Source organism: Limnothrix sp. PR1529, from assembly GCF_002742025.1.
Taxonomy (GTDB): domain Bacteria; phylum Cyanobacteriota; class Cyanobacteriia; order CACIAM-69d; family CACIAM-69d; genus CACIAM-69d.
Genome location: NZ_LIRO01000055.1, coordinates 1 through 23,118, shown reverse-complemented (window position 1 = coordinate 23,118; position 23,118 = coordinate 1). Strand labels below are relative to the sequence as shown.

Here is a 23,118-nt window from a genome sequence, read left to right as displayed (position 1 = left end):
CGGCTTCGGTTTGGGGGGTGCGCTGCCGGAGCCAGTCTTGGGTGAACCCAACGACGCGGGCCGCATGGCCGCCGGTGATGGTAACGGAGCCGCTGCCGGCCCATTGCAATCGATCGCCCGCAACCAGTTTGCCGCTGACGGTTTCCGCTTGGCCACCACTCAGGAGCCAGACGAGTTGCGGATCAATCAGCCGTTCAAGGGTGGCCTCATCGACAAGTCCTTCGGGAATGCCCATCACCTGCACTTCATCGAGCATCCGCAGGGTGATGTCTTTTAAGTTGCCGCGTCGATCGGCTTGGCGCTGAAGCTCCTGGCTGAGCAAACTGAAGAGTTCACAGAGGTTGCAGCGCGACTCCCAGGCCTGACGGAAGGTGGCCTCTTCGGCCATCACGGTCAGAAAGTCGGCGGCGGGAATGCTGATGCAGGTGGTTTCGGTGGAGGCGATCGCCGTTTCGCAGGCCACGCCTCGCAACAGCCCAGCCCAACCGAGAATTTCGCCGGGAGTGGCTAGTTTGAGGCTGACGGGCCGTTGTGATCGCTCGTCAAATCCCAGAACCCGCACTTGCCCTTGGAACAAAACCAAGACTTGGGCCGGTAGGGTTTGGCGATCGAGCAGTGGTTGCCCCACCCGGTAGCGCAGTAGCTGGGCCCCCTGGAGTAAGCGTTCCAAACTGGCGGAGCTGAGGCGGCTGAACGGATCGATCTCCGCCAGAAACACTTGAATGGGCTGATGGCTAGCAGCTTGAGTCATAACTCCAGGCACGGGCAAAAACGGGTCAAAGCAGTCAGGCGGGGCGATCGAGGCGGGCGGCGATCGGGATTGAGAGCCAAATCAGCGCATGGGTTCACGGCTGGCTAACGGTTTCGCAAATTATGGATCGTTTTAATGGATCATTTGCGGAGTCAGGAGCTGAATCAAGATGGGTCAAATTGGATGGGTCAAATTGCCCTTGATCAAACTAACCGTAGCGGGCGATCGCCCTGGCTCATCCCGATCGCCCTCAACTTCCCGAATCGGAAGCGGCCCAAAGTAACTGGGGCGAACCAAGGGCTTGAATTTGTTCGCGCATCCAGTTTTCAAACATTTCATCGATCATTTGTCGGCGCATGGCTTCATCAAGCTGCGACGGCAAAAACTGTTCCAGCCGCACAATAATAAACCATTCCACCAGGGCACGCGGGGGCCACAATTGACCCGGCTGGCTCACTTCCAACATGCGGGCAATGAAGGGGTGAGGCTGGTTCAGAGGCACGGGCCCCAAAAGACCATTGGTTTGAGCTTCTGGACCTTGGGAATAGGTGCGAGCCATTTCTGCGAAGGAAGACTCGCCCTCTTCAATGCGGTAATAAATTTCCTGGGCCAGCCCTTCATCCTGCACGCGAATCAAGGAGTAGACCACCTTATCTAGGCGGCTCTTTTGACTGACAAAATAGTTTTCTACTTTGCGCCCAAATTGGGACTCTTTGAACTTTTCCAGCCGCATGGGCCGAATGGCCAGCTCTTCAAGCCCTTCAATGGAGAGGTTGTTTTCCTGCATCCAACGGGTAATGTCTGCGTCCTCAATAATCCGATGTTGCTTCCGAAAGTTGATCACGGCCTGTTGCCGTTCTTCTTCGGTGAACTCCACATCGGCGATCGCCCGATCGATCACCAATCCGCGTAGGAATTGCGGCATCAGGTGATAGCGACTGAGCAGCGAGAGCATCTCATGCGCTTGGATAACATTCGGACCAATTTGGAAGAGACCTGCCATGGTGAATTGATTTGCAGCGATTGCAGGCAAAACGAACAAAAAGTGTAAACGAAACGTTAACGACTAACTGGTGATTGGCCAATTGATTCAGTCAGTCATCAACTAACCATTAAGCAGCGATCAGGTAACCATCACAGGGTTGGTGTGGCACTTTGGGGTGCGCATCAGTTTTGTGTTTGGGTTGCCCTGTCAGTTAAGCCGCTCATTCAATCGTGGCTGAACGGGGTGGAGCATGAATCTTCCAAAGAATACCATCGCGCCTGGAATCAAGCCGGATAGGTTGTTGCGTTGGGAAAACGGGTGCTCAATGCCTTGGGGACAGGACATAGGGAACAAAAGCCTTGGCCAGAATGCATTGGAACGCGGGGATAGATTTAGATCATGAATTTGATCACTTCAATCACAAGGGCGGATTAAGGTTGTGGACGCAGGGCCACCGGGGGAGGTTCCGTTGATGGAAAGTGGCGGCTGTGGCTTGTGTCGGGCGATCGGGCGCGATAGCCTAGGGCGGTGATCTGTTCACCCAATCGCTCGCCATCCTCCTGTTCCGATGACTTCTGAACCCGCCGCATCCCTGGCCTACAGCGACATTCACAATGCCGATTTGTTGAAACTGCTGCCCGGAGATGCCCGATCGATTGTGGAAGTGGGCTGTTTCACAGGGGCCTTGGGACAGGCCTACAAACGAATTAACCCCTTTGCCCAATACATCGGCTTAGAGCAAGATCCAGCGGCGGCCCAAATCGCGGCGGGCCGGCTCGATCGCGTCTATGTGGGCAATGCGGAAGATCCCCAACTGGGGGCAGAGATTCCCCCGGAAAGCATGGATTGCCTGGTCTATGGGGATGTGCTGGAGCATTTCATTAATCCTTGGCAAACCCTGACCCACCATGCACGCTGGCTGGCTCCCGGTGGCCAAGTGATTGCCTGCATTCCCAATATTCAATATTGGGGAGCCATTGTGGATTTGCTGTCGGGCCGTTGGGAATATGCGGATTACGGCATTTTCGATCGGGGCCATTTGCGCTTCTTCACCAAGGATTCCATTACCCAGCTTTTTCAGCAGGCGGGGTTAGAAATTGAAGAAATTCGGGGTCGCAGTCGCCCCGACGAAATGCGCGACAAATTCCAAGAGGCGATCGGTCCGCTGCTGGATCGGTTGGGGGTCGATCGGCAGCGGTTTAATCAGCAAAGTGCTTCGGTGCAATACCTGGTGCGAGCCATGCGGCCGGGCGATCGGCCCCAGCGACACTTCTTTGCCCAAACCCTGGTGATGGAAGCCAAGGTTTGCAAACGAGTGCGAGTGACCGAACCGAATGAGTTTTTAAATCGAATTCCCGGAATGCGGGCGATCGCCCAGGATCGCACCGCCACCGCCGGAGCCGTGCAAGCCCACGAAGAGCCAATTTTTATTTGGCAACGGGCGATTTTGAACCGAGAACAGGACTTGGTGCAGCAGCGCAAACTCCTGGCCCGAGGTTATCTGATCATCTTGGAAGTGGATGACGACCCCTACCGCTGGGCCCGCACCGAAAAGACCGACTTTTTCGCCTATCGCAGCGTCCACGCCATCCAAACCTCTACGGAACCTCTGGCCGCCTTCCTGCGCCAAGTGAACCCCTACGTGGCCGTGTTTCCCAATCAGTTGGCGGAATTGCCGCCACCCGCCGCCATCGATCCACAACGACCGGTCACCCTCTTTTTTGGGGCCCTAAACCGGGAAAACGATTGGAAACCGCTGATTGACGGCATTAACCGCGTACTCAATCAACGGGGCGATCGAATTCTGGTGCATGTGATTCACGATCGCCGCTTTTTTGAAGCCCTGCAAACGCCCCACAAAACCTTTCGCCCCTTCTGTCCCTATGAGGAATATGCGGAACTGTTGCACCAAAGTGATGTGGCCCTGTTGCCCCTGGAACGCACCCGCTTCAACGGCATGAAATCAGACTTGAAGTTCATTGAGTGTGCCGCCCACAGCACCGCCGCCCTGGCCAGCCCCGTGGTCTATCAACAAACCCTGATCGATGGTCAAACGGGCCTGCTCTACTACAGCCCAGCGGACTTTGAGCAAAAACTAGCTGCCCTGGTTGACTACCCCCAATTACGCGAAACCCTGACCCAAAACGCCTATCAGTGGGTGTCCCAAAACCGGCTGATGTGCCAGCACTATCGCCAACGATATGAGTGGTATCAATCCCTGCGCGATCGCCTGCCGGAGTTGAACGCGGCCTTACAGCGCCGAATTCCCGATCTATTTGCAGGATGACCCCAGGGCCATTGACCTCTCGCTTGTCCTCGCCGTTTCAGTCAGCCTGGATCCTGCATTAGCGCAACTGATTCCAGGGTGAATGCTGGATTATTTGATTGGATTTTGTTAATTGAAAAGATAAATAATTCAAATTTTCTGAGATCATCTCGGCAACTAGCTAAAGAGCTGAATTGAGGAATTAAAAATTCGGATTTTGATGATCTTTAAATGAATCTGGATTTGATAAAAACTTAGTTAGAAATTTCTAAATTCTTGCCACCTGTATTGACTGACTGCAATAAATTTGAAATTCAATTTATGATCGATAAATGCTCCGTATGAAAAAAATCAATCTCTAAAATACTAGATAGATCTTGATAAAGAATTGAAGATTTAAATCAAAAATATCTCATTCACTGAAAAAATAAAAATCCGTGAAAAATTTAGATTTATCTTGAAATTAAGATCAACGAAAAATGCCCGATCAGTAGCCAAAAGGTTTCTGATCGGACAATTTCGAGAGTTTTTGAAATGAAATAAGCCAAGATTGACTTAAAACAATTAGAGCATTAACCTGAAAATTCTTCGAGTTGATCCAAGCGGAGCCAAATATTGGGAGTTGGCACTTTGCACCACTTCACCAAGGCATAGTCACCTCGCAGATCTAGCACCTCTCCTTTGCTTTCAAATAGGTAGGAAGAAAAGCGCTGATCACTGGCGGTTGCTTCGACGCTGTTTTCTAGCTTTTCGCGAATGGCACGAACAAAGGAACCTTTTTTGACGGGCATAGGAGTTAATGGCGCGATCGCACGTAATTGTTAACTGAGAACAACCGTTTCCCGGTTGATGCAGATTGTCCCATTTTAAAGCTGAGATCAGACTTTCAGTTGGGCAAAACGTTGGGTTGCCGCCACCAATGCCTTCAGAATTCCCGGTTCCGCCATGGAGTGGCCCGCGTCGGGGATGATCTGCAACTCGGCTTCCGGCCAGGCTTGGTGTAATTCCCAGGCGGAAACCACCGGGCAAACCACGTCATAGCGGCCGTGGACAATGACGGCGGGCAAATGGCGGATCCGATCGACCCGTTGCAGCAGTTGATCGGCCGGGTCAAACCAGCCCCCATGGACAAAGTAGTGGCACTCAATTCGGGCGAAGGCCTCCGCAAAAAAGGGATCGGCAAAGGCCGCCTGCAAATCCGCATCGGGAATGAGCTTGCTGGTGCTGGCTTCCCACACGGCCCAGGTTTTGGCCGCTTGTCGTCGCACCGCTGGATTTTTATCTGTCAGGCGACGGTAGTAAGCCCCCATCAGATCATGTCGCTCGGCTGGGGGAATTGGCTCTAGGTATTGGGCCCAGGCTTCGGGAAACAAATAGCCGGCTCCCTCCTGATAAAACCAGCGCAGTTCCTGGGGCCGCAGCATGAAAATTCCCCGCAAAATCAACCCCAAACAGCGATCGGGATGGGTTTCTGCATAGGCCAGGGCGAGGGTGCTGCCCCAACTGCCCCCAAACACCACCCATTGCTCGATCGCCAAATGCTCCCGCAAACGCTCAATATCCGCCACCAAATCCCAAGTGGTGTTGTCGGTCAAATCCGCATGGGGCTGGCTGCGGCCACAACCGCGCTGGTCAAATTGCACGATGCGCCACTGGGTCGGGTCGCAATATTGCCGATAGCTCGGTTGGCTGCCACCGCCGGGCCCGCCATGCAGAATCACGATCGGCTTGCCGGTGGGATTGCCACTTTCTTCAAAGTAGAGGGTGTGGCGATCGGAAACGGGCAGTGTCCCTTGGCGATAGGGGTCGATCGGCGGAAATAAACTCATGGCAATCCGTCATGTCAAAATCGTAATGACTATGATATTCTCGTAACAGTTCGTAATTCGTCTAAAACAGCGCAACAGGAGACTCACTCCCATGACCGAAGGTTGCCTCCGTGTGGGCCAAGTTGCCCCTGACTTCACCGCTACGGCCGTTTCTGACCAAGAGTTCAAAGAAATTAAGCTGTCGAACTACCGTGGCAAGTATGTAGTCCTATTTTTCTATCCCCTGGACTTCACTTTTGTCTGCCCCACGGAAATCACGGCCTTCAGCGATCGCTACGCTGAGTTCTCGCAACTGAACGCCGAAGTATTGGGCGTTTCGGTGGACAGTGCCTTCTCGCACCTGGCTTGGATCCAAACCGATCGCAAGTCCGGCGGTGTGGGCGATCTGAGCTACCCGTTGGTTTCGGACATCAAGAAGGAAATCAGCACCGCTTACAACGTGCTGACCGAAGAAGGCATTGCCCTGCGCGGCCTGTTCATTATTGACAAGGAAGGTGTGATTCAACACGCCACCATCAACAACCTGGCTTTCGGCCGCAGCGTGGATGAGACCTTGCGCGTGCTGCAAGCGATTCAATACGTGCAAACTCACCCCGATGAAGTGTGCCCCGCTGGTTGGCAACCGGGCGAAAAGACGATGAATCCGGATCCTGTGAAGTCGAAGGACTATTTCGCCGCCCTGTAATTGACGCAAATTTCGGCGTTCTGGCCGGAATTGGTCGGCTGATGGCCACCGTTGCGATTGCCCTCAGGCTTGGGTAATGGTGGCTCAAGCTCCTCCTTCCTAGGAACCCAACCCGATCGACCGATGAGCCAAAACCTCTCGATCGACCTGTAGGGTTGGAGATCATTTCTTGGACATCGTTTTAAGGTTGGCTGAACTGACTCCTGAGAGAGGGTCGCTATCTTTTGGCAAGATGGCGACTTTTTTGTTAGTTGGGCGTTCGGGATTGGGGTTCGATCGATTCGGTAGACTTTGGGATGAATTGCCCTGCTGAATGGTCTCAAAGCTGTCCAATGAGTCGTCGCCCATCCCCATCATCTGCCGATCGCCCGGATCCTTTGCCTAAGGAGCCTTTGTCTGAGGAGGTAGAGTTTTCGGCTTTTTTAGCCCAGTTGAGCGATCGGTTAGCGGCGACGGAAACCGCCATGGGCCAGGTGCGATCGCGCCTGGAGCAGGTACGGGCCGATCGGGAGCGGCGAGCCAGTTTGGGCCATCAGGTGGAAGTGGTGCGGGCGGATTTGGCCCGGGCGCGCGATCGAGAAATTCGCAGCGAATTGACGCAAACGATCCAGACCTTGCAGCGGGAGCTGGAAGAGTTGGACTTGGCCTTGGAAAGTCGCCTCTTTGCGGACAGCGGTTTAAAGGAAGTGTTTTGGCAAGCGGTGCGGTTTGGCAGTTTGGGAGTGGTGTTGGGTTGGTTGCTCAAGCTATGGGCCGGTTAATGGCGGGTGGGGCGCTGGTGTGGGCGGTTCTGTTGGGTTTGGGGATCGATCGAGCTGATGCCGATCGGCCGATCGAGCCGCCTCAACCCCCCGTGGATGCGCAAACCCTGGATGCGCAAACCTTGCTCAAAAACTGGGAAGCGCCCTTGCCCCCGGAGCGTCGGCGGCCCCTGTGGCCCCTGACTCCGCGATCGCCGGTTTCGCTCGATCGCGCCCGGTGGGGGAGTCCTCGGTTGGAATCGCAGTTGCGGCTCTATCGGCAATATTTGGCGACCCATGGCCAGCCGCCGGATTTGTTGATTGTGGGCAGTTCCCGATCGCTCCAGGGCATTGACCCGACGGTTTTGGCCCGTTCGTTGTCAACAACCCTGCGGCGGCCCGTGCGGGTGTTTAACTTTGGCATTAACGGCGCAACGGCCCAGGTGGTGCGCTGGTTGCTGATGGATTTGTTTCCGCCGGACTGGTTGCCTCGGGTGGTGGTTTGGGGCGATGGCTCGCGGGCCTTTAACAGTGGCCGGATCGATCGCACCTTTGCCAGCATTGCGGCTTCCGAGGGCTTTCGACAACTGGCCATGGCCCGCGCCCGGGGCGGTCACCCCTGGTCTGTGGCGCGGTGGCGGGAATCTCCTTGGGGGCGATCGGTCAACGGGTTGCCATCCTTGACCCTCAACAGCAGCACCTATCCCGGCGCGGCCCTGATGCCCGGCCTGATGCCCGGTTGGCTTCAACGACAACCACCCTTGCCACTGCGCCCAGAGCCAGAACTCGATCGGCTGGGCTTTTTGGCTGATTTGCGCCGTTTTGCGCCCGATCGCTACTACCAACAATTTCCGAAAGTGCCCGGTCGCTATGACGATATGTACAGCGGTTTTCAGTTGGCAGGCGGTGTTCAAGATCGAGCGGCGCGCCAGTTGATCACCTTTGCTCGATCGCGCGGCATTCGTCTGAGTTTTGTGAACTTGCCCCTCAGTCAGGATTATTTGGATCCGGCCCGGCTGACCTATGAACGGGAATTCCAGACCTATTTGGCACAACTGCGAGATCAGGGGCTAATCGTTCAAGATTGGTTGCTGCGCTGGCCCGATCGCCACGACTATTTCGCAGACCCCAGCCACATCAACCGCTACGGAGCCGCCGCGATCGCCCTGGACTTGGCCCAGGATGCCTGGCTGCGTTGGAATTTGACCCCGATCGCCGGTCGGCCTGCACCGGTTTTGAATGGAGCGCCAAATCGGGAGAACAGTGGGCGATCGGGGCCACTGCGGCCAGCCCCTTAAAAGATTGGCTTTCGCGTTAGAAATCCGAATGGTTGTGGACTCTGATCGTTGGCAATAATCGTTGGCAATGATCACTGGCAATTGCCCTTGGAATCAACCTTGCGATCGGGGGCGAGATCATGAACCGCGATCGGGTAGGTGAGTGGAACCCAAAGGGGGGCAATCGGCTGAATGAGCCACCGAAGCGATCGGGACTAAATCCTTATGGAGCCTTGTTTTACGTCGTTTTGTCGAGACAGTTGGCCGTGAATTAACAAACGGTCTAGTATCTAACAAACGGTGTTAGGATTGCCACAGTAATAGAAAGAATCTCCAAGGATCATCATCATTCATGCAAGAAATTGACAAGTCAATATCCTTTGATGGAAGGGATATTCGGCTGAAGATCGGTTTGCTCGCACCCCAAGCTGGTGGATCGGTACTGATTGGGTCGGGCGATACCGCAGTGTTAGTAACCGCCACCCGTTCCTCAGCGCGCGAGGGCATTGATTTTCTTCCCCTCACTGTTGATTACGAAGAACGGCTGTATGCCGCCGGCCGCATTCCGGGTAGCTTCCAACGCCGCGAAGGTCGCCCGCCGGAAAAGGCGATCCTGACCGGGCGCTTAATCGATCGCCCCCTGCGCCCGCTGTTCCCGAATTGGTTGCGCGACGATATCCAAGTGGTGGCCACCACCGTGTCCCTCGATCCCGACGTGCCGCCGGATGTGCTGGCCGTGACGGGTGCTTCGATCGCCACCTTGCTGGCCCAAATTCCCTTCCAGGGGCCGATGGCGGCGGTGCGCGTGGGTTTGGTGGGCGACGAGTTCATCATCAACCCCACCTATGCGGAAATTGAAAAGGGTGAATTGGATCTGGTGGTTGCCGGATCGCCCGATGGCGTGGTGATGGTGGAAGCGGGGGCCAATCAACTGCCCGAAGCGGACATCATCGAGGCGATCGACTTTGGCTATGAAGCCGTGCGCGACTTGATTCAAGCGCAACGGGACATCATCGCTGAATTGGGTCTGGAACTGGTGACGGCGGAACCCCCCGCGATCGACACCACCCTCGAAGACTTCATTCGATCGCGCACCACGGGCGAAATCAAAGGCATCTTGTCGCAATTTGAGCTGGGCAAAACCCGGCGCGACGCGGCCTTGGATGCCCTGCAAGCCACTGTGGCCCAGGAAATTGCCGATCGGGCCGACGATGACGCGATCAAAGTGGCCGCCACCGCTGACCCCAAGGCCCTGCCCAAGGTCTTCAAGGCTGTCACCAAGTCCCTGATGCGTCGCCAAATCGTTGAAGATGGCGTGCGCGTCGATGGGCGCAAACTGGACGAAGTGCGGCAGGTCTCCTGCCGGGCCGGGGTGTTGCCCCCGCGCGTTCATGGCAGCGGCCTGTTTCAACGGGGCTTGACCCAGGTGATGTCCGTGGTGACGCTGGGAACCCCCGGCGATGCCCAGGAACTGGACGATCTGCACCCGGACGAGCAGAAGCGCTACCTGCACCACTACAACTTCCCGCCTTACTCGGTCGGTGAAACCCGCCCGATGCGATCGCCCGGTCGCCGGGAAATTGGTCACGGCGCACTGGCAGAACGGGCCCTGGTTCCCGTGTTGCCGCCGAAGGATGCCTTCCCCTACGTGTTGCGCGTGGTGTCGGAAGTTTTATCCTCGGATGGTTCCACCTCCATGGGGTCGGTTTGCGGCTCTACCCTGTCCCTGATGGATGCCGGTGTGCCGATCGCCAAGCCCGTCAGCGGCGCAGCCATGGGCCTAATTAAGGAAGGCGAAGAAATTCGCGTCCTGACGGACATCCAAGGTCTGGAAGACTTCTTGGGTGACATGGACTTCAAGGTGGCGGGCACCGACAGCGGCATCACCGCCTTGCAAATGGACATGAAGATTACCGGGTTAGACATGGGCACGATCGCCAAGGCGATCGAACAGGCCCGCCCGGCGCGTCTGCACATCCTGGAAAAGATGATGGCGGCGATCGATCAACCGCGTGGCGACCTGTCGAAGTTTGCCCCGCGCCTGCTGACCTTCCGCATCGACCCGAGCGACATCGGCATGGTGATCGGGCCCGGCGGCAAAACGATTAAGGGCATCGTCGAAGAAACCGGCGCGAAAATCGACATCGAAGACAGCGGCTTAGTCACCGTGTCCTCGAACGATGGCGAAAAGGCCAAGCGCGCGGCTCAAATTGTCCAAAATATGACCCGCAAGATCGAAGTGGGCAGCGTGTTTGTGGGCAAAGTCACCCGCACGATCCCGATCGGGGCGTTTGTGGAATTCTTGCCCGGTAAAGAAGGCATGATCCACATTTCCCAACTGGCCGATCGGCGCGTGGGCAAAGTCGAAGACGTGGTGGCCGTGGGCGATGAGGTGATCATCAAGGTGCGCGAAATCGACAATCGCGGCCGGATCAACCTGACCCGTTTGGGCATCCATCCCGACGAAGCGGCGGCGGCCCGCGATGCGGCCGAAGCAGCGGCCACCTAAGGAACTTGGGCTGAAAGCCCCCGCCCCTGCCTCCTCCAGCAGCCTAGTGGCGAGAGGTATGGGACCAATTCCATGGCTCTTGCATGAGGGCTAACCAACCTAAAACCGGAGATCGAACAGTCGATCTCCGGTTTTTTGTGGGCATTGTTCTGAATTGGTTCTGAATTGTTTGCAGAACGGCGCTCAACAATTGGAGGCGATCGAACAAAAACGCCGATCGCCCCATGCCGTCAGGCCTCTAGGCAAAAATCACTAGCGAGGTTAACCAGAATCACAGGGAATGATGATGGCGATCGCAGGACTCAGCTCCCGAAATCCTTGACCATAGCTCCTTAGCAGAACGGAGGGAATCTTCGTTGTGACGCTTCCCTCCGCTGTTACCAATCTCTCGATGCCTGACCTCATCCTTGTGGGAATGTTCCCCATGGGTGGGGTCAAGCCTCCATATTAACCAAAGAATTTGCTCAAGCCCGACTTTGCCAGCGCGTGGCCTTTTGATGGTTGGTATTCGGCTCAAATTGTGGTGAAATGCGGACATGAGCCGCCTTTTGTAGCCTTGAAATCAGCTTGAAACAAAACCGAAGCCGGTTGAATCTTGAATCAAGATTGAATTCGTATGGAACGCCTATGGAACTCCTATGGAATTCGGATGGGATCCGTGGGTGATTGGGGTTTGGATTAGGGGTGTTTCCTTGCGGTTGGGGCGGCCCTGTTAAGCTAAGAGCATGAGAAACCCCTGGCCAAGTCGTTTATTCCCACCGGGCGATCGGGCGATCGTTGAAGACTTCTCAGATTGAGCTAACGGAGTCCTACCCTTGTCCCTGTCGGCAACGGGGCACCCTGCGGCCGATCGCACTCATGGATGCATTTGGCTGTGATCGCTGCCAGCAAATTTTTGTGGTGACCGAATCGGGCGATCAAATTGAGCAGGTGTCTTCTGGGGCAATCTACCGACGGCTGTGGCGATGGACAGGAACGCGCTGGCTCTCCGTGCGTCCACCCTTGCGTGAAAATTATTTGCCCATTACCCTTTGGGCTGGATTTGTCTTGGTGTTGGCTTGGTTGCCCCTGATTGTCAAAGGACTGGCAGGCACGGCGGCTTGGCTGTTGCCGGGATTGCTGGTGATTGGGCTACCGCTGTTGTTGTTATGGCTGGCATACCGGCGCTGAGATTATGGTTGGAAATCCCCTGGTTAATTCGGGAGCGCTGGATTTATTTGGGGCATTGGCGGCGGCGGCCCGAGGGCGATCGGCCCTGGTGGCCATGCGTGGTGGCGAGCGATCGCGGGCGCTGAAGGTGATGGCCAAGGCTTTGCGAGCCGCCCAAAACGAAATTTTGGAAGCCAACACGCTGGACTTGGAAGCCAGCCGCGAAAAGGCCAACAGCGGCTTGCCGTCCCTGTGGATTAAGTTCACGCCCGATCGACTGCAACAGGTGGCCGATATGCTCGATCGGCTGGCGGATTTGCCCGACCCCACCCGGCAGGCCATTCGCGCCACCCACCAAACCCAATACCTACAAAGCTATTGCCAACTGATGCCCCTGGGGACGATCGCCCTGGTGCATGAGGGCCTGCCGGAACTGGGGGCGATCGCGGCGGGCATGGGCATCAAAACCGGCAACAGCATGATTTTGTATGGCAGCAGCGACACCAAGCACACCAACGCGGCGATCGCGGCGGCCCTCACCGATGGGCTGACGGCTGGGGAATTGCCGCCCGAATGTGTCACAGCCATTCCGCCCGATCGGGATATTTCCATGCGCGACCTGCTGGCCCAGGAGCGCTACTTGAACCTGATTGTGGCCTATGGCCGGCCAAAGCTGGTGCAACAGGCCAGTCAGTTTGCCACCGTGCCCATTCTGGGCGCAGCGATCGGCAATTGCTATCTCTACTGGGCCCTGTCCGGCGAGTTAGACGTGGTGCGTTGGGCCATTTCCGACAGCCACCAGGGCGATCCGGAAGCGGTGAACGCGATCGAAAAGGTGCTGGTTCACGAGCGCCACAACCGATCGATGCTGGGGGTGCTCTTTGGCTCCTTGCAAACGGACGGGTTTGAAGTACGGGTCGATGCCCATTTGCAACAGGATTTTCCCGACTTGCCCTTGGCGGCCGATGATGAGTGGAATCGGCCCTATTTAACCAAAACCGTTGCGTTTCGCACCGTGGCCAGCGTGGAAGAGGCGATCGCGGTGATTCACACCCAAAGCAGCGGCCACGCGGACTGCATCGCCACCGAATCCTATCGAGAAGCCCACCAATTTGCCTCCCGCCTCGACAGCGCCTCCACCTACATCAATGCCTCACCCCGATTCCAGCGCAATCCCCGGGGCAGTGCTTCGGTGTTTTTGGGCATGTCGAATCAAAAGGGCTATCGACGCGGGGCGATCGGCCTGGACATGTTGACCACCATCAAGCAAATTGTCCAAGGGGACGGCTAATTTGGCCCCTTGGTTTGATTCGTTCAGGCTCCTTTCAACTGATTCCCAACCATGCCGGTAAGCACTCGTAAGTGGGCCGCCAAACAACAGGTGGCGATCGAAATTCTCGATCGCCTGAAAGTGCTCTATCCCGATGCCACATGCAGCCTGAATTATGAAACCCCCGTGCAATTGTTGGTGGCGACAATTCTGTCGGCCCAATGCACCGATGAGCGGGTGAACCTGGTTACGCCAGCTCTGTTTGCGAGGTTTCCCGACGCGGCGGCCCTGGCCGGGGCCGATCGAGCCGAGTTGGAAGCCTTGGTGCGATCGACCGGCTTCTATCGCAACAAAGCCAAGAATATCCAGGGCGCTTGCCAAATGATCCTGGACAGATTTGGCGGCGAACTGCCCAAGCGGATGGAGGAACTGCTGTTGCTGCCGGGGGTGGCGCGCAAAACGGCGAATGTGGTGCTGGCCCACGCCTTTGGCATCAATGCGGGCGTGACGGTGGACACCCATGTGAAGCGCCTGGCCTATCGCTTGGGCATGACTGAGCATCAGGATCCGGTGCGGATTGAGCGCGATTTGATGCGGCTGTTGCCCCAACCGGACTGGGAAAATTGGTCGATTCGGCTGATTTATCACGGGCGGGCCGTTTGCGATGCCCGGAAACCGGCTTGCGATCGCTGCCAGTTAGCGGATCTATGTCCCCAAAAGGGACTGGGCGCAACGACAACCAAGGCCAAACCCCAATCCACTGCCCGATCGACCGGCAAAACCAGCAGCAAATCTAATAGCAAAGCCAGTTCCAGCACAGCTAAGGCCAAAACACCCCCCAAACCCTAGCCCCCGTTCAGCGATCGAGTCCTTCGCTGCCGAGCTGGGGCCACAGAGCGTGTCAAATCGTTACCAGTTGCGCTCTCCAACCGATCGCCCGTCCTAGAATGAGGGCAGAAGCATTTAGGGATCGAGCGAATGGCTGCAACGGTTGCCGATGTAATGAGCCGCGATCCGATCGTCGTCCGTCGTGACACCTCCCTCATCGAGGTCATCAAACTCCTGGCGGAACAGCGCATTAGCGGCGTGCCCGTGGTGGATGAAGCGGGGCAGTTGATTGGGGTCGTGTCGGAAAGCGATCTGATGTGGCAAGAGACCGGCGTGGATGTGCCGCCGTTCATTACCATTTTGGACAGTGTGATTTATCTCAAAAATCCCCTGCAATTTGAAAAGGAATTGCACAAGGCCTTGGGCAGTACGGTGGCCGATGTGATGAGCGATCGGGTGAAAACCACCAAGCCCGATACATTGCTGCGCGATGCCACGCGGCATTTGCTGGAAGGCAATATTCACCGAATGCCCGTGGTAGATGATGCGGGAGCGATCGTGGGCATCCTGACTCGGGGCGACATCATTCGAGCCATGGCCAACGGGTTGCAATAGGCCAGCATTGTCTGGGCTGTTGAGTGATGGCTGAGGCATGATTTTGAACCGTTTGGGCCGATCGCGCCGGATTTGTGGCCGATCGCCCAGCATTAACAGTGGTTAGGGTTCGGCGGCTGTGGCATTTTGGAAGAGGCCGCTGGAATTTGCTGATCGCTGAGGTTGAAGTTCATGACTGCCGATCGCCCCGTTGCAAATCGTTCTGACTGGCTCGATCGGGCCCTGTTGCCAGCGGGGGCGGCCTGCTTGGCCCTGGCCTATGGGCCGCTGTTGGTGCATTGGGTGCGCGGTTGGCTCACCAAAGACATCAGCATTGAGCATGAATATTTCAGCTACGGCCTGATTGGGCTGCCCTTTGCGGCCTATTTGGCATGGGAAAAGCGATCGCGCTGGCAGCGATTGGCGGATCGATCGCACCCGGTGGGCTGGGGGCTGTTGGGGTTGAGCGTGGCGTTTTACCTGAGCGGCGTGGCCGATTGGGTGAACCTGTCGTTCCCGATCGCCCTCTGGGGGCTTTGTGGTGTTTGGAAAGGGGCTGCCGGTTGGCGGTTGATGGCGGCCCCCTTGGTCTTCACCACCCTGGCCACGCCCAACGAGGTTCCCTACCTCATTTCGCCCTACGTGGTGGGGTTGCAGCGGTTCATTGCCGCCATGGCTGGTTTTTTGCTGAACCAAGTGGGACTGGAAGCGCAGGTGGAGGGCATTTATCTCTACGTGCGCGATCGGGCGGTGGAAGTGGCTCCCCACTGCGCGGGCCTGAAAATGCTCCTGACCTGTTGGTATGTGGGACTGATGGCCATCTATTGGTGCGGCACGGTGCGGGGGCGATCGCCCATCGCTTTGTTTTTGGTGGGAACCACGGTCATCAGCGTGTTGATGAATGTCTTTCGGAACACGATTTTGGCCTACTTGCACGGTACGGGTCAGGATGGCCTGTTCGAGTTCATGCATGAGGGAACCGGCGGCGACCTGTATTCAGCCGTGATGTTGCTGACTGTGGTGCTTTGGTTCCGAATCATTGAGCGGTTTGTGGGCGAAGGGCCGGATGCTGCCCTGGCCCCATCGCCCTCGAAGGTTGTGCCCCGACCTGACCCGATCGCGCCGGAGGATGAATCGGAAGCCGCAGAACGAGATCCCGATTTCTAGAGATCGGCTCCTGTGGCTGCAAAACCCTAGATAAACCCTAGATAAAGGGATTCAGACCCTTGCCCCCCGATCGGGACGTGGCGAGATCGGGAGTGGAGAGATTGGGTCTAGGACTTTGAGTTTAGGGCGTGTTAAAGGATTCAATGATCCGCAAAAACAACTCCACTCCCATGGCCAGCGCCGTTTCATCAAAATCAAAACGGGGGTGGTGATGGGGGAACGCTAAGCCCCGATCGGGATTGGCCGCCCCCACAAAGAAATAGCAACCGGGGACTTCCTTTAGGAAAAAGGACATATCCTCACCGCCCATGGTTTGGCAGTTGGGCACAACCCCAATCGGCGTTTCAATCACCGTTTCGGCCACCCGTCGCACCCGATCGGCTGCGGCCGGATCGTTGACCGTGGCCGGATAGATCGATCGATAGTCCAGTTCGTACCGGGCCCCGTGGGCGGCGCAAATGCCCGCAATAATCGACTCCACCCGCTCCCGAATCACCCCTTCTAGGGCCGGATTGAAATAGCGCACCGTGCCGGCCAAGCGGGCCTGATCTGCGATCACGTTTTTGGCCGTGCCCGCGTGAAATTCGCCCACGGTCACCACCGCCGAATCGATCGGGTCAATGTTGCGAGCCACAATCGTTTGCAGGGCCGTGACAATTTGCGCCCCCACCAACACCGAGTCGATCGTTTGGTGAGGCATGGCTCCATGGCCGCCCTTCCCAAACAGGGTGCAAGCAAACAGTTCCACCGCCGCCATTAACGGCCCCGGCCGCACGCCTACCGTACCCAGCGGCAAGTTATTCCACAAATGCAGCCCAAAGATGGCATCCACATCGGGATTGTGCAGCACCCCGGCTTCGATCATCGGCTTTGCGCCGCCGGGCCCCTCTTCGGCCGGCTGAAAAATTAGCTTGATGGTTCCGGCCAGTTGCGATCGATGGTGGGCCAAATAATAGGCCGTGCCCAGGGCGATCGCCGTGTGGCCGTCGTGGCCGCAGGCGTGCATTTTGCCCTCGTGGCGCGATCGATAGGGCACTTCGTTTTGCTCCTGCACGGGCAAGGCATCCATATCGGCCCGCAAGGCAATGGTTGGGCCCGGTTGGCTGCCTTCAATGACTGCCACAATGCCGGTTTTGGCGATGCCCGCTTGGTAATCAATACCCCACTCTCGCAGGCGATCGCACACAAAAGCGGCCGTCAGGGCCTCTTGAAATCCCAACTCTGGGTATTGATGAAACTGTCGCCGCCAAGACACCAACTGCGGCAACAAATTTCGCACATCTAACCGTAACTTCGATAGGTCAATTCCTGGAGCGGTGGGTAAGGTGGAAATCACGGAAGTTCAGATACTTTTCAGATTTTCCTTAGACCTTAGCTTAGAGTTTTTCCGTTGGGCCTTGTACGAATGGCGATCGGGAGAGCGATCGGGACAAGGGCAGAATCCAAAACAGCGCGATCGCCTTGAAAATGCGGCAAGCACTCGGTCTGGAAACCCTGAGATCTGCCATAAATCTTGATGCAATCACCCCAAGGTGACGGTCGGTGACGACCAATTGTGGACTTTCATCAACTTCCATCGCGAATTGATCCAGAACGCCCCGATCGCCCTGGCCATTGGCTAGATCGAAAAGAGAATTCAGCGCTAATCACCGGATCCCAAACCGGAGGGAGCCACCATGCTAAAACCGCCACCACCTCCCCCGATCGCCCCCAAGCAAATGAACCTGCTGCGGGTGGTTGCTGCCATGGCCTGGGCCGACGGACATTTGGCCGACGAAGAAATTGAAGTGATGCTCGATCGCTTCAGCCAACTGTTTGCCCGCGACGGCCAACAATCGATCGAACTGAAACAAGACTTGCGGGAATATTTGGTGCAAAATCTGCCCCTGGCAGAAATTGTGCCTAAGCTCACCAACGACGCTGACAAAGAATTGGCCCTGGAATTGGCCTATGAAACCATTGCCTCCAGCGCCCGCACGCCCGATGAAGCGGTGATTAATGCCGAAGAATCCGCCGCCTATGGTGAATTGGTGCGGCTGTTGGCCCTGTCGCCGGACGTGGTGAAACGGATTGAATCGAACAGCAATCAGGCCGGGGCTTCCAAGCAAGACCTAATTGAGTTCTTGGCTCAAAAGCTCGCAGAAACCGACCTGTCCTAAGGCTCGATCGGGAGCAGACCGGAAGCAACGATCCGCCGCCTGCCCCCAGAATCAACCCAGACAAGGGGCTTAAGCCCCTTGTCCCCGTGAGGGTTGGTGCTTGATCAGTCTCCCAAAATACTGATCAGGCATCTGCTAAGACCTTCGCCAAGATTTGGCCAAGATTTCGCCAAGATCTCAACAAAAACCTCCGTCAAGATCTCCGCCAAGACCTCAGTTAAGACGATTGCGAAAGGCGCTTCACCGCCCCGCCCGCCAGTAACTGATGCGCCTCCGTCAGAATATTCAAGACCCGATCGGGATAGGGACTGCGGGCTAAACAGGGGCGCAAATCTAGCTCCGACAGGCGATCGCCCCGTTGCCCCGGAAACCAGTGGCCCCCATTGCCCAACAGGTTGTAGCGCATCTTGCCATAGGCCACCATGTCAAAGGCCTTCACCAAATTCCACAGCCACACGATCGTCCGCACACTGATTTCGCCCGGCACTTCTTCCGGTTTCGGCAACCCCTGTTCCCAAGTGCGCAGCCAGGCCTTCCCTTCTCCGGGGCCAAACTCGCGATCAAACGCCTCGATCGCCGCTTGCTCCAACCGTCGCGTAATCATGGGCAGCAACTGACCCGGTTGATCCAAAAAGGACAGGGTTTTCAGATGCTCATCAAAATCGCTAGGCCGAGCGGCCCCCAGGCTCAGGGTATGCACCTGCGGATGGCTTAAACAAAACAAATTGTTAAACACCATCGGACTCAGGGGCTTGCAGAGTTCCACCAATTTGGGCGATGGCTCGTATAGCAGCCCCCCTTTATTGGCTGGACTGATAATAAACACGCCCATATCCAACTGGGTGGCCGCCTCGATCGCCCGCCAGTTGGTTTGGTTGATGTAATACCAATGCAAATTGACGTAATCAAATTGGTTGGACTGAATCGTCTCCATGATTACGTCCAGGGGCCCATGGGTGGAAAATCCAATGAACCGCACTCGTCCCTCCGCCTGCCAGCGTCTGGCGCGATCGAGGCAGCCCCCCGGCCGCAACGTCCAGTCCAAATGCTCACGGGTGTTAATTCCGTGAATGCCCAGCAAGTCCACATAGTCGAGCTTGAGGTAGCCCATGGACTGTTCAAAGTCCCGCTCAAAGTCGGCCACCTCGGCAGCAGGCCCCACCTTCGTTTGCACAATCAAATCCTGGCGGGGATATTGCGGCAGCACCCAACCGAGTTGCATCTCGGAGCTGCCATAGCCCCTCGCCGTCTCAATGTGGTTAATGCCCAACGCAAGGGCCCGCTCGATCGTGGCGGCCAAATTGGCTTGGCCCGCCGCGTCAATTTGTGTGGGTGAGAGGTCTTGCCAGGCCTGTTGGTAGCGCATTCCACCACAGGAAAACACCGGCATTGATAGCTCTGTGCGCCCAAACCGTCGATAAAGCATGGGTTTTTGGGATCTGAGGAATTGTTTTAGAAACAAGGGAATGCGTGGCAAGGTTCAATAACCCAATGCTAGACAGCCATACCCCATGCTAGACAGCGATGCTGAATGCCGCGCCGGATCGCCAGTTCAGCCATGTTTGCTGGGGCGGACTGGATCCGTGGCCCATAACGCACCGTTGAAGGGAAGCGATAGGATTAAGTCATGTTTAAAATGGCAGCCCATTTCCTAATCCCCAACCCCTTGTGTTAGGAGTCTTCCCATGGATATCACAGAACTGAATGAACTCGAAAGTTCCGTCCAAGACCTGATTTCGGCGGCAAAGGTCGAGCTAGAAGCGAAACGCCTAGAAAAGCAGCGAGACGAATACTATCAACATGCCCTTGCGGAAATCGAAGCCCGGTTGAACGCGGTGTTAGCGCAAGTGCAAACCACCCTCAAAGAGTTGCCGGCCGATGAGTTTGGCGACAGCATAACCCGCCGCAAACTCCAAGAGAAGGAAGCGGATATTTTGCAGCAACTGGCCGATGCGCCGCGCTTGGCTTCAGAAGCGGCCGATCGGCAGTTGATTTTGCAAGAAGAACGACTGATTGAGGAACGCTTACTGGATCAAACAAACCGGTGGCGCTATGAGCTAAGGGAAGACCTGCTGGACATGATTCGCGACCAGCAGGATTTTTATAGCGCAACGGACGCGGCCGTGGCGATTCGGGGTTATATGCATGACCTGAAGGCGATCGATGCCCTCACGGAAGTGCTGGAAGCCTTGATGGATCAAATTAACCAACACAGTGAAGAAGGGCCGGTGGCCAAGCGTCGGGGCAATGATGAACAGACGCTGATGTTTATTTATGAAAAGGCGATGCAGAATCGGGCGCGGGTGGAGCGCAGTCCCGATGTGCGGCCCCAAACGCGGCACCGATCGTCTGAGCGCCGTCCCAATCCCTACTCGGAGTTGGCGGGTAAGGTGGTGGTTTTTGGGGGCCACGATCGCTTGGAGTCGGCGGTGCGCAATCGCTTGCGGGAATCGAAGGTGGAATTGGTTTGGTGTACGGCCCAGGCGGGTCTGAACATGGCTCAGCAGGGGGAAAGCCACATCTCCAGCGCGGACTTGGTGATTATCGTGACCGGTTATGCCAGCCATTCCTTGACGGAAAAGGCGATTCAGTCGGCCAAGAAAATGGGCATTTCACCGGAGATGGTGAACACCACGGGGATGACCAAGCTGCTGGAGACGATCGAGTTTGGGCTGAAGGCGAAGTTGCTGGCAAAGCGCTTGGGGGGGTAGGGGCGATCGTCTGAAACCCTAACTCCGCCCTTGGCAGAGATCGTAAGGAGCAAGGGGCTTAAGCCCCTTGTTACAGCGATTAGGGTATGGACAATGAACCGTTTTCGCTAGATTCCAGTAAGAAGCGACAGGCCCCTTGGGTTCAGCGTTGGTTGGCGGGCCGGCGGCCCCGGCCGTTGCCCGGCGGTTTAGAATGGATTGCGCATCAGTTTGAAGATTTGTTGAGGAATGGCGAGGGGGTGCGATCGCCGGGGTGGGGAGGATCTAGCCCCTGCCGATGATCCAAGGACTTTCCTGCGCAATCTCCCTGGAGAGCTTCTCCCTGGAGAATGGCCCCTGAGAAATCCTGCTCGTCTTGCCTTGCTCCGGTTTTCGGCTGCTGTTTTAGCTACCTGCCAGCCCCGGTCTCTGTTCTGGTTGCTATCCAACGGTGTCAGACCCTGGGGCCGGGCGATCGCCCCTGACTCTCGCGCGGCCTATGACCCCTGCAATTGCGATTCGGAACCTACAAAAACGCTATGGCGATGTTACCGCCGTTGATCACGTATCGCTGGAGGTGAAACCCGGCGAGATTTTTGGCCTGTTGGGGCCCAACGGCGCGGGCAAAACCACCACGATTCGCTGTCTTTGTACCTTGGCCCAGCCGGACGGGGGAGAAATTTTTGTGTCGGGGGTGTCGGTGTTGCGGGAACCCCGATCGGCCCGTAAGCGGTTGGGCTATGTGGCTCAGGATGCTGCGTTGGACAAGGTGTTGACCGGGCGGGAAATGCTGGAGTTGCATGGTGCGCTCTATCACTTGCGACGCGAGGCGATCGGGCAGCGGATTGCAGCCATGGCGGATCTGCTGGGGCTGGGCGACTGGCTCGATCGCAAAACGGGAACCTATTCCGGCGGCATTCGCAAGCGCCTGGACTTGGCCACGGGGCTGCTCCACGAGCCAGATGTGCTGGTGTTGGATGAACCCACGGCGGGGCTGGATATCGAAAGCCGGATGGCCGTGTGGGAGTTTTTGCGGAAGTTGCCCCAGTGGGGGACAACGGTTTTGATCACCAGCCATTACCTGGAAGAGATTGATGCGCTGGCCGACCGGGTGGCGATTTTGGATCAGGGCCAGGTGATTGCCCTGGGCACACCGTCGGAGTTGAAGGCTCGGTTGGGGGGCGATCGCATTTCCCTGCGCATTCGGGAGTTTACCCCCGCTGCTGAGGCGGAAACGGCCCAAACCCTGCTGACGGCGCTGCCCTGTGTCAAGGATGCGATGATCAACCGGAGCCAGGGAAATACGCTGAATTTGGTGGTGGATGATCTCGATCGGGGGTTGACCCTGGTGCAGCAGGCCTTGGAACAGGCGGGGTTGCCGGTGTTTGGCATTGCCCAATCGCGCCCGAGTTTGGATGATGTTTATCTGGCGGCGACGGGCCGGACATTGCTCGATGCGGATTTGGCAGCGGGCGATCGGGATCCTAAGCTGGCCCGCAAGCAAAATATGCGCTAGGCCTCAGACCATTCCTTCCAGAGTTTCCAGTTCTCCATCTAGTTCTCCATATTCACCCCTACCCTCCAGATTCCCCTAAGCCTCATGAGCACGACTTTGCCCACGGACAGTCCCACCCGATCGCCCGCCCTGGAACCCTCGCCCCTGGCGGAATTTTGGCAAGAAACGGCGGCCCTGCTGCGACGGTTGTTAATTCAACTGCAACGGCGGCCGGTGACCTTGGTGGCCGGCACTATTCAGCCCCTGATGTGGTTGGTGTTGTTTGGGGCCCTGTTCCAAAATGTCCCGGCCGATTTGTTTGGCGATCATGTGGGCTATGGGCAGTTTTTGGGGGCGGGGACGATCGCCTTTGCGGCCTTTAGCGGGGCGCTGAATGCGGGCTTGCCGGTGATGTTCGATCGGGAATTTGGCTTTCTGAATCGGCTGTTGGTGGCTCCCTTGGTGTCGCGCTTTTCGATCATCACCGCCTCAGCCCTGTATATTGGCTTGCTGGCCTTGATCCAAACCGTGGCGATCGTGATTGCGGCGGCTGTTTTGGGGGCTGGGCTGCCGGGGGTGGCGGGGTTGGCCGTGGTCGGGGCGATCGTGCTGCTGTTGGTGGCGTGGGTCACCTCCCTCAGCTTGGGTCTGGCCTTTGCGCTGCCGGGCCCCGTGGACTTAATTGCCGCCATTTTTCTCACCACCTTGCCCCTCCCCTTTGCCC

At 56.9% G+C, this 23,118-nt stretch carries 22 protein-coding genes; 14 read left to right on the top strand and 8 right to left on the bottom strand.

The annotated features are described in order from the left end of the window. The 3 genes from AMR42_RS08695 to AMR42_RS21110 form a co-directional block, all read right to left on the bottom strand. Positions 1–751 (bottom strand): Crp/Fnr family transcriptional regulator (locus tag AMR42_RS08695; RefSeq protein WP_143472998.1); only part of this gene is annotated, 751 nt, incomplete at its 3' end. 250 nt (positions 752–1,001) lie between these two features. After that, positions 1,002–1,754, bottom strand: coding sequence for a peptidylprolyl isomerase (locus tag AMR42_RS08690; protein WP_099533061.1), 753 nt, complete (start codon positions 1,752–1,754; stop codon positions 1,002–1,004). 413 nt (positions 1,755–2,167) lie between these two features. Then, positions 2,168–2,326: a hypothetical protein gene (locus tag AMR42_RS21110; RefSeq protein ID WP_234406860.1), complete on the bottom strand. Its 159-nt coding sequence runs from the start codon at positions 2,324–2,326 to the stop codon at positions 2,168–2,170. Here AMR42_RS21110 and AMR42_RS08685 point away from each other — a divergent pair. Further along, positions 2,305–4,023 carry a methyltransferase domain-containing protein gene (locus tag AMR42_RS08685; protein WP_099533060.1) on the top strand — a complete coding sequence of 573 codons (1,719 nt, stop codon included), beginning with the start codon at positions 2,305–2,307 and terminating at the stop codon, positions 4,021–4,023. The genes AMR42_RS21110 and AMR42_RS08685 overlap by 22 nt on opposite strands. Before the next feature lie 551 nt (positions 4,024–4,574). On the opposite strand, the gene AMR42_RS08680 is transcribed toward AMR42_RS08685, so the two are convergent. After that, positions 4,575–4,793, bottom strand: a complete 219-nt coding sequence (locus AMR42_RS08680) for an NAD(P)H-quinone oxidoreductase subunit O (RefSeq protein ID WP_099533059.1) — start codon at positions 4,791–4,793, stop codon at positions 4,575–4,577. A gap of 87 nt (positions 4,794–4,880) precedes the next feature. After that, on the bottom strand, positions 4,881–5,831 hold the full coding sequence (pip, locus tag AMR42_RS08675; protein ID WP_099533058.1) for a prolyl aminopeptidase: 951 nt from the start codon (positions 5,829–5,831) through the stop codon (positions 4,881–4,883). 91 nt (positions 5,832–5,922) lie between these two features. Between pip and AMR42_RS08670 the strand changes: the two genes are divergently transcribed. The 9 genes from AMR42_RS08670 (at position 5,923) to crtB (ending at position 16,050) form a co-directional block, all read left to right on the top strand. After that, positions 5,923–6,516: a peroxiredoxin gene (locus tag AMR42_RS08670; protein WP_099533057.1), complete on the top strand. Its 594-nt coding sequence runs from the start codon at positions 5,923–5,925 to the stop codon at positions 6,514–6,516. A gap of 332 nt (positions 6,517–6,848) precedes the next feature. Then, complete coding sequence (locus tag AMR42_RS08660) at positions 6,849–7,277, top strand: DUF2203 domain-containing protein (RefSeq protein WP_143472997.1); 429 nt, start codon at positions 6,849–6,851, stop codon at positions 7,275–7,277. Next, a complete protein-coding gene (locus tag AMR42_RS08655; RefSeq protein WP_143472996.1) occupies positions 7,250–8,554 on the top strand; it encodes a hypothetical protein in 1,305 nt (434 codons plus the stop codon). Before AMR42_RS08660 ends, AMR42_RS08655 begins: the two co-directional genes overlap by 28 nt. A 331-nt stretch (positions 8,555–8,885) precedes the next feature. After that, entirely contained in the window at positions 8,886–11,042 is a 2,157-nt protein-coding gene (locus tag AMR42_RS08650) for a polyribonucleotide nucleotidyltransferase (RefSeq protein ID WP_099533053.1), read from the top strand. Positions 11,043–11,819: 777 nt separating this feature from the next. Then, the gene (locus AMR42_RS08645; protein WP_099533052.1) at positions 11,820–12,212 is read left to right on the top strand and encodes a hypothetical protein; all 393 of its coding nucleotides are present in this window, start codon (positions 11,820–11,822) and stop codon (positions 12,210–12,212) included. 4 nt (positions 12,213–12,216) lie between these two features. Continuing rightward, complete coding sequence (locus AMR42_RS08640) at positions 12,217–13,482, top strand: gamma-glutamyl-phosphate reductase (protein WP_199291350.1); 1,266 nt, start codon at positions 12,217–12,219, stop codon at positions 13,480–13,482. A gap of 51 nt (positions 13,483–13,533) precedes the next feature. Further along, complete coding sequence (nth, locus tag AMR42_RS08635; RefSeq protein WP_099533051.1) at positions 13,534–14,310, top strand: endonuclease III; 777 nt, start codon at positions 13,534–13,536, stop codon at positions 14,308–14,310. 129 nt (positions 14,311–14,439) lie between these two features. Then, positions 14,440–14,904, top strand: coding sequence for a CBS domain-containing protein (locus AMR42_RS08630; protein ID WP_099533050.1), 465 nt, complete (start codon positions 14,440–14,442; stop codon positions 14,902–14,904). 171 nt (positions 14,905–15,075) lie between these two features. Then, positions 15,076–16,050 carry a cyanoexosortase B gene (gene crtB, locus AMR42_RS08625; protein ID WP_099533049.1) on the top strand — a complete coding sequence of 325 codons (975 nt, stop codon included), beginning with the start codon at positions 15,076–15,078 and terminating at the stop codon, positions 16,048–16,050. A gap of 121 nt (positions 16,051–16,171) precedes the next feature. On the opposite strand, the gene AMR42_RS08620 is transcribed toward crtB, so the two are convergent. Together AMR42_RS08620 and AMR42_RS21380 are read right to left on the bottom strand one after the other, a co-directional pair. Further along, positions 16,172–17,386 carry a M20 family metallopeptidase gene (locus tag AMR42_RS08620; protein ID WP_099533048.1) on the bottom strand — a complete coding sequence of 405 codons (1,215 nt, stop codon included), beginning with the start codon at positions 17,384–17,386 and terminating at the stop codon, positions 16,172–16,174. 40 nt (positions 17,387–17,426) lie between these two features. Continuing rightward, positions 17,427–17,558 (bottom strand): hypothetical protein, encoded by a 132-nt coding sequence (locus AMR42_RS21380; protein WP_255407539.1) that lies wholly within the window; start codon positions 17,556–17,558, stop codon positions 17,427–17,429. Between the two features lie 168 nt (positions 17,559–17,726). On the opposite strand from AMR42_RS21380, the gene AMR42_RS08615 reads away from it, so the two are divergent. After that, on the top strand, positions 17,727–18,209 hold the full coding sequence (locus AMR42_RS08615; protein ID WP_099533047.1) for a TerB family tellurite resistance protein: 483 nt from the start codon (positions 17,727–17,729) through the stop codon (positions 18,207–18,209). 217 nt (positions 18,210–18,426) lie between these two features. Here the strand turns inward: AMR42_RS08615 and AMR42_RS08610 are convergent, their stop codons facing one another. Beyond that, positions 18,427–19,635, bottom strand: coding sequence for an aldo/keto reductase (locus tag AMR42_RS08610; RefSeq protein ID WP_099533046.1), 1,209 nt, complete (start codon positions 19,633–19,635; stop codon positions 18,427–18,429). Positions 19,636–19,894: 259 nt separating this feature from the next. Between AMR42_RS08610 and AMR42_RS08605 the strand changes: the two genes are divergently transcribed. From AMR42_RS08605 to AMR42_RS08590, 3 genes are all read left to right on the top strand, one after another. Beyond that, positions 19,895–20,920 carry a DUF2325 domain-containing protein gene (locus AMR42_RS08605; RefSeq protein ID WP_099533045.1) on the top strand — a complete coding sequence of 342 codons (1,026 nt, stop codon included), beginning with the start codon at positions 19,895–19,897 and terminating at the stop codon, positions 20,918–20,920. A gap of 478 nt (positions 20,921–21,398) precedes the next feature. Next, positions 21,399–22,415 (top strand): ABC transporter ATP-binding protein, encoded by a 1,017-nt coding sequence (locus AMR42_RS08595; RefSeq protein WP_099533043.1) that lies wholly within the window; start codon positions 21,399–21,401, stop codon positions 22,413–22,415. Positions 22,416–22,499: 84 nt separating this feature from the next. Further along, positions 22,500–23,118, top strand: a 619-nt coding sequence (locus AMR42_RS08590; protein ID WP_099533062.1) for an ABC transporter permease, incomplete at its 3' end; no start/stop codon positions are given.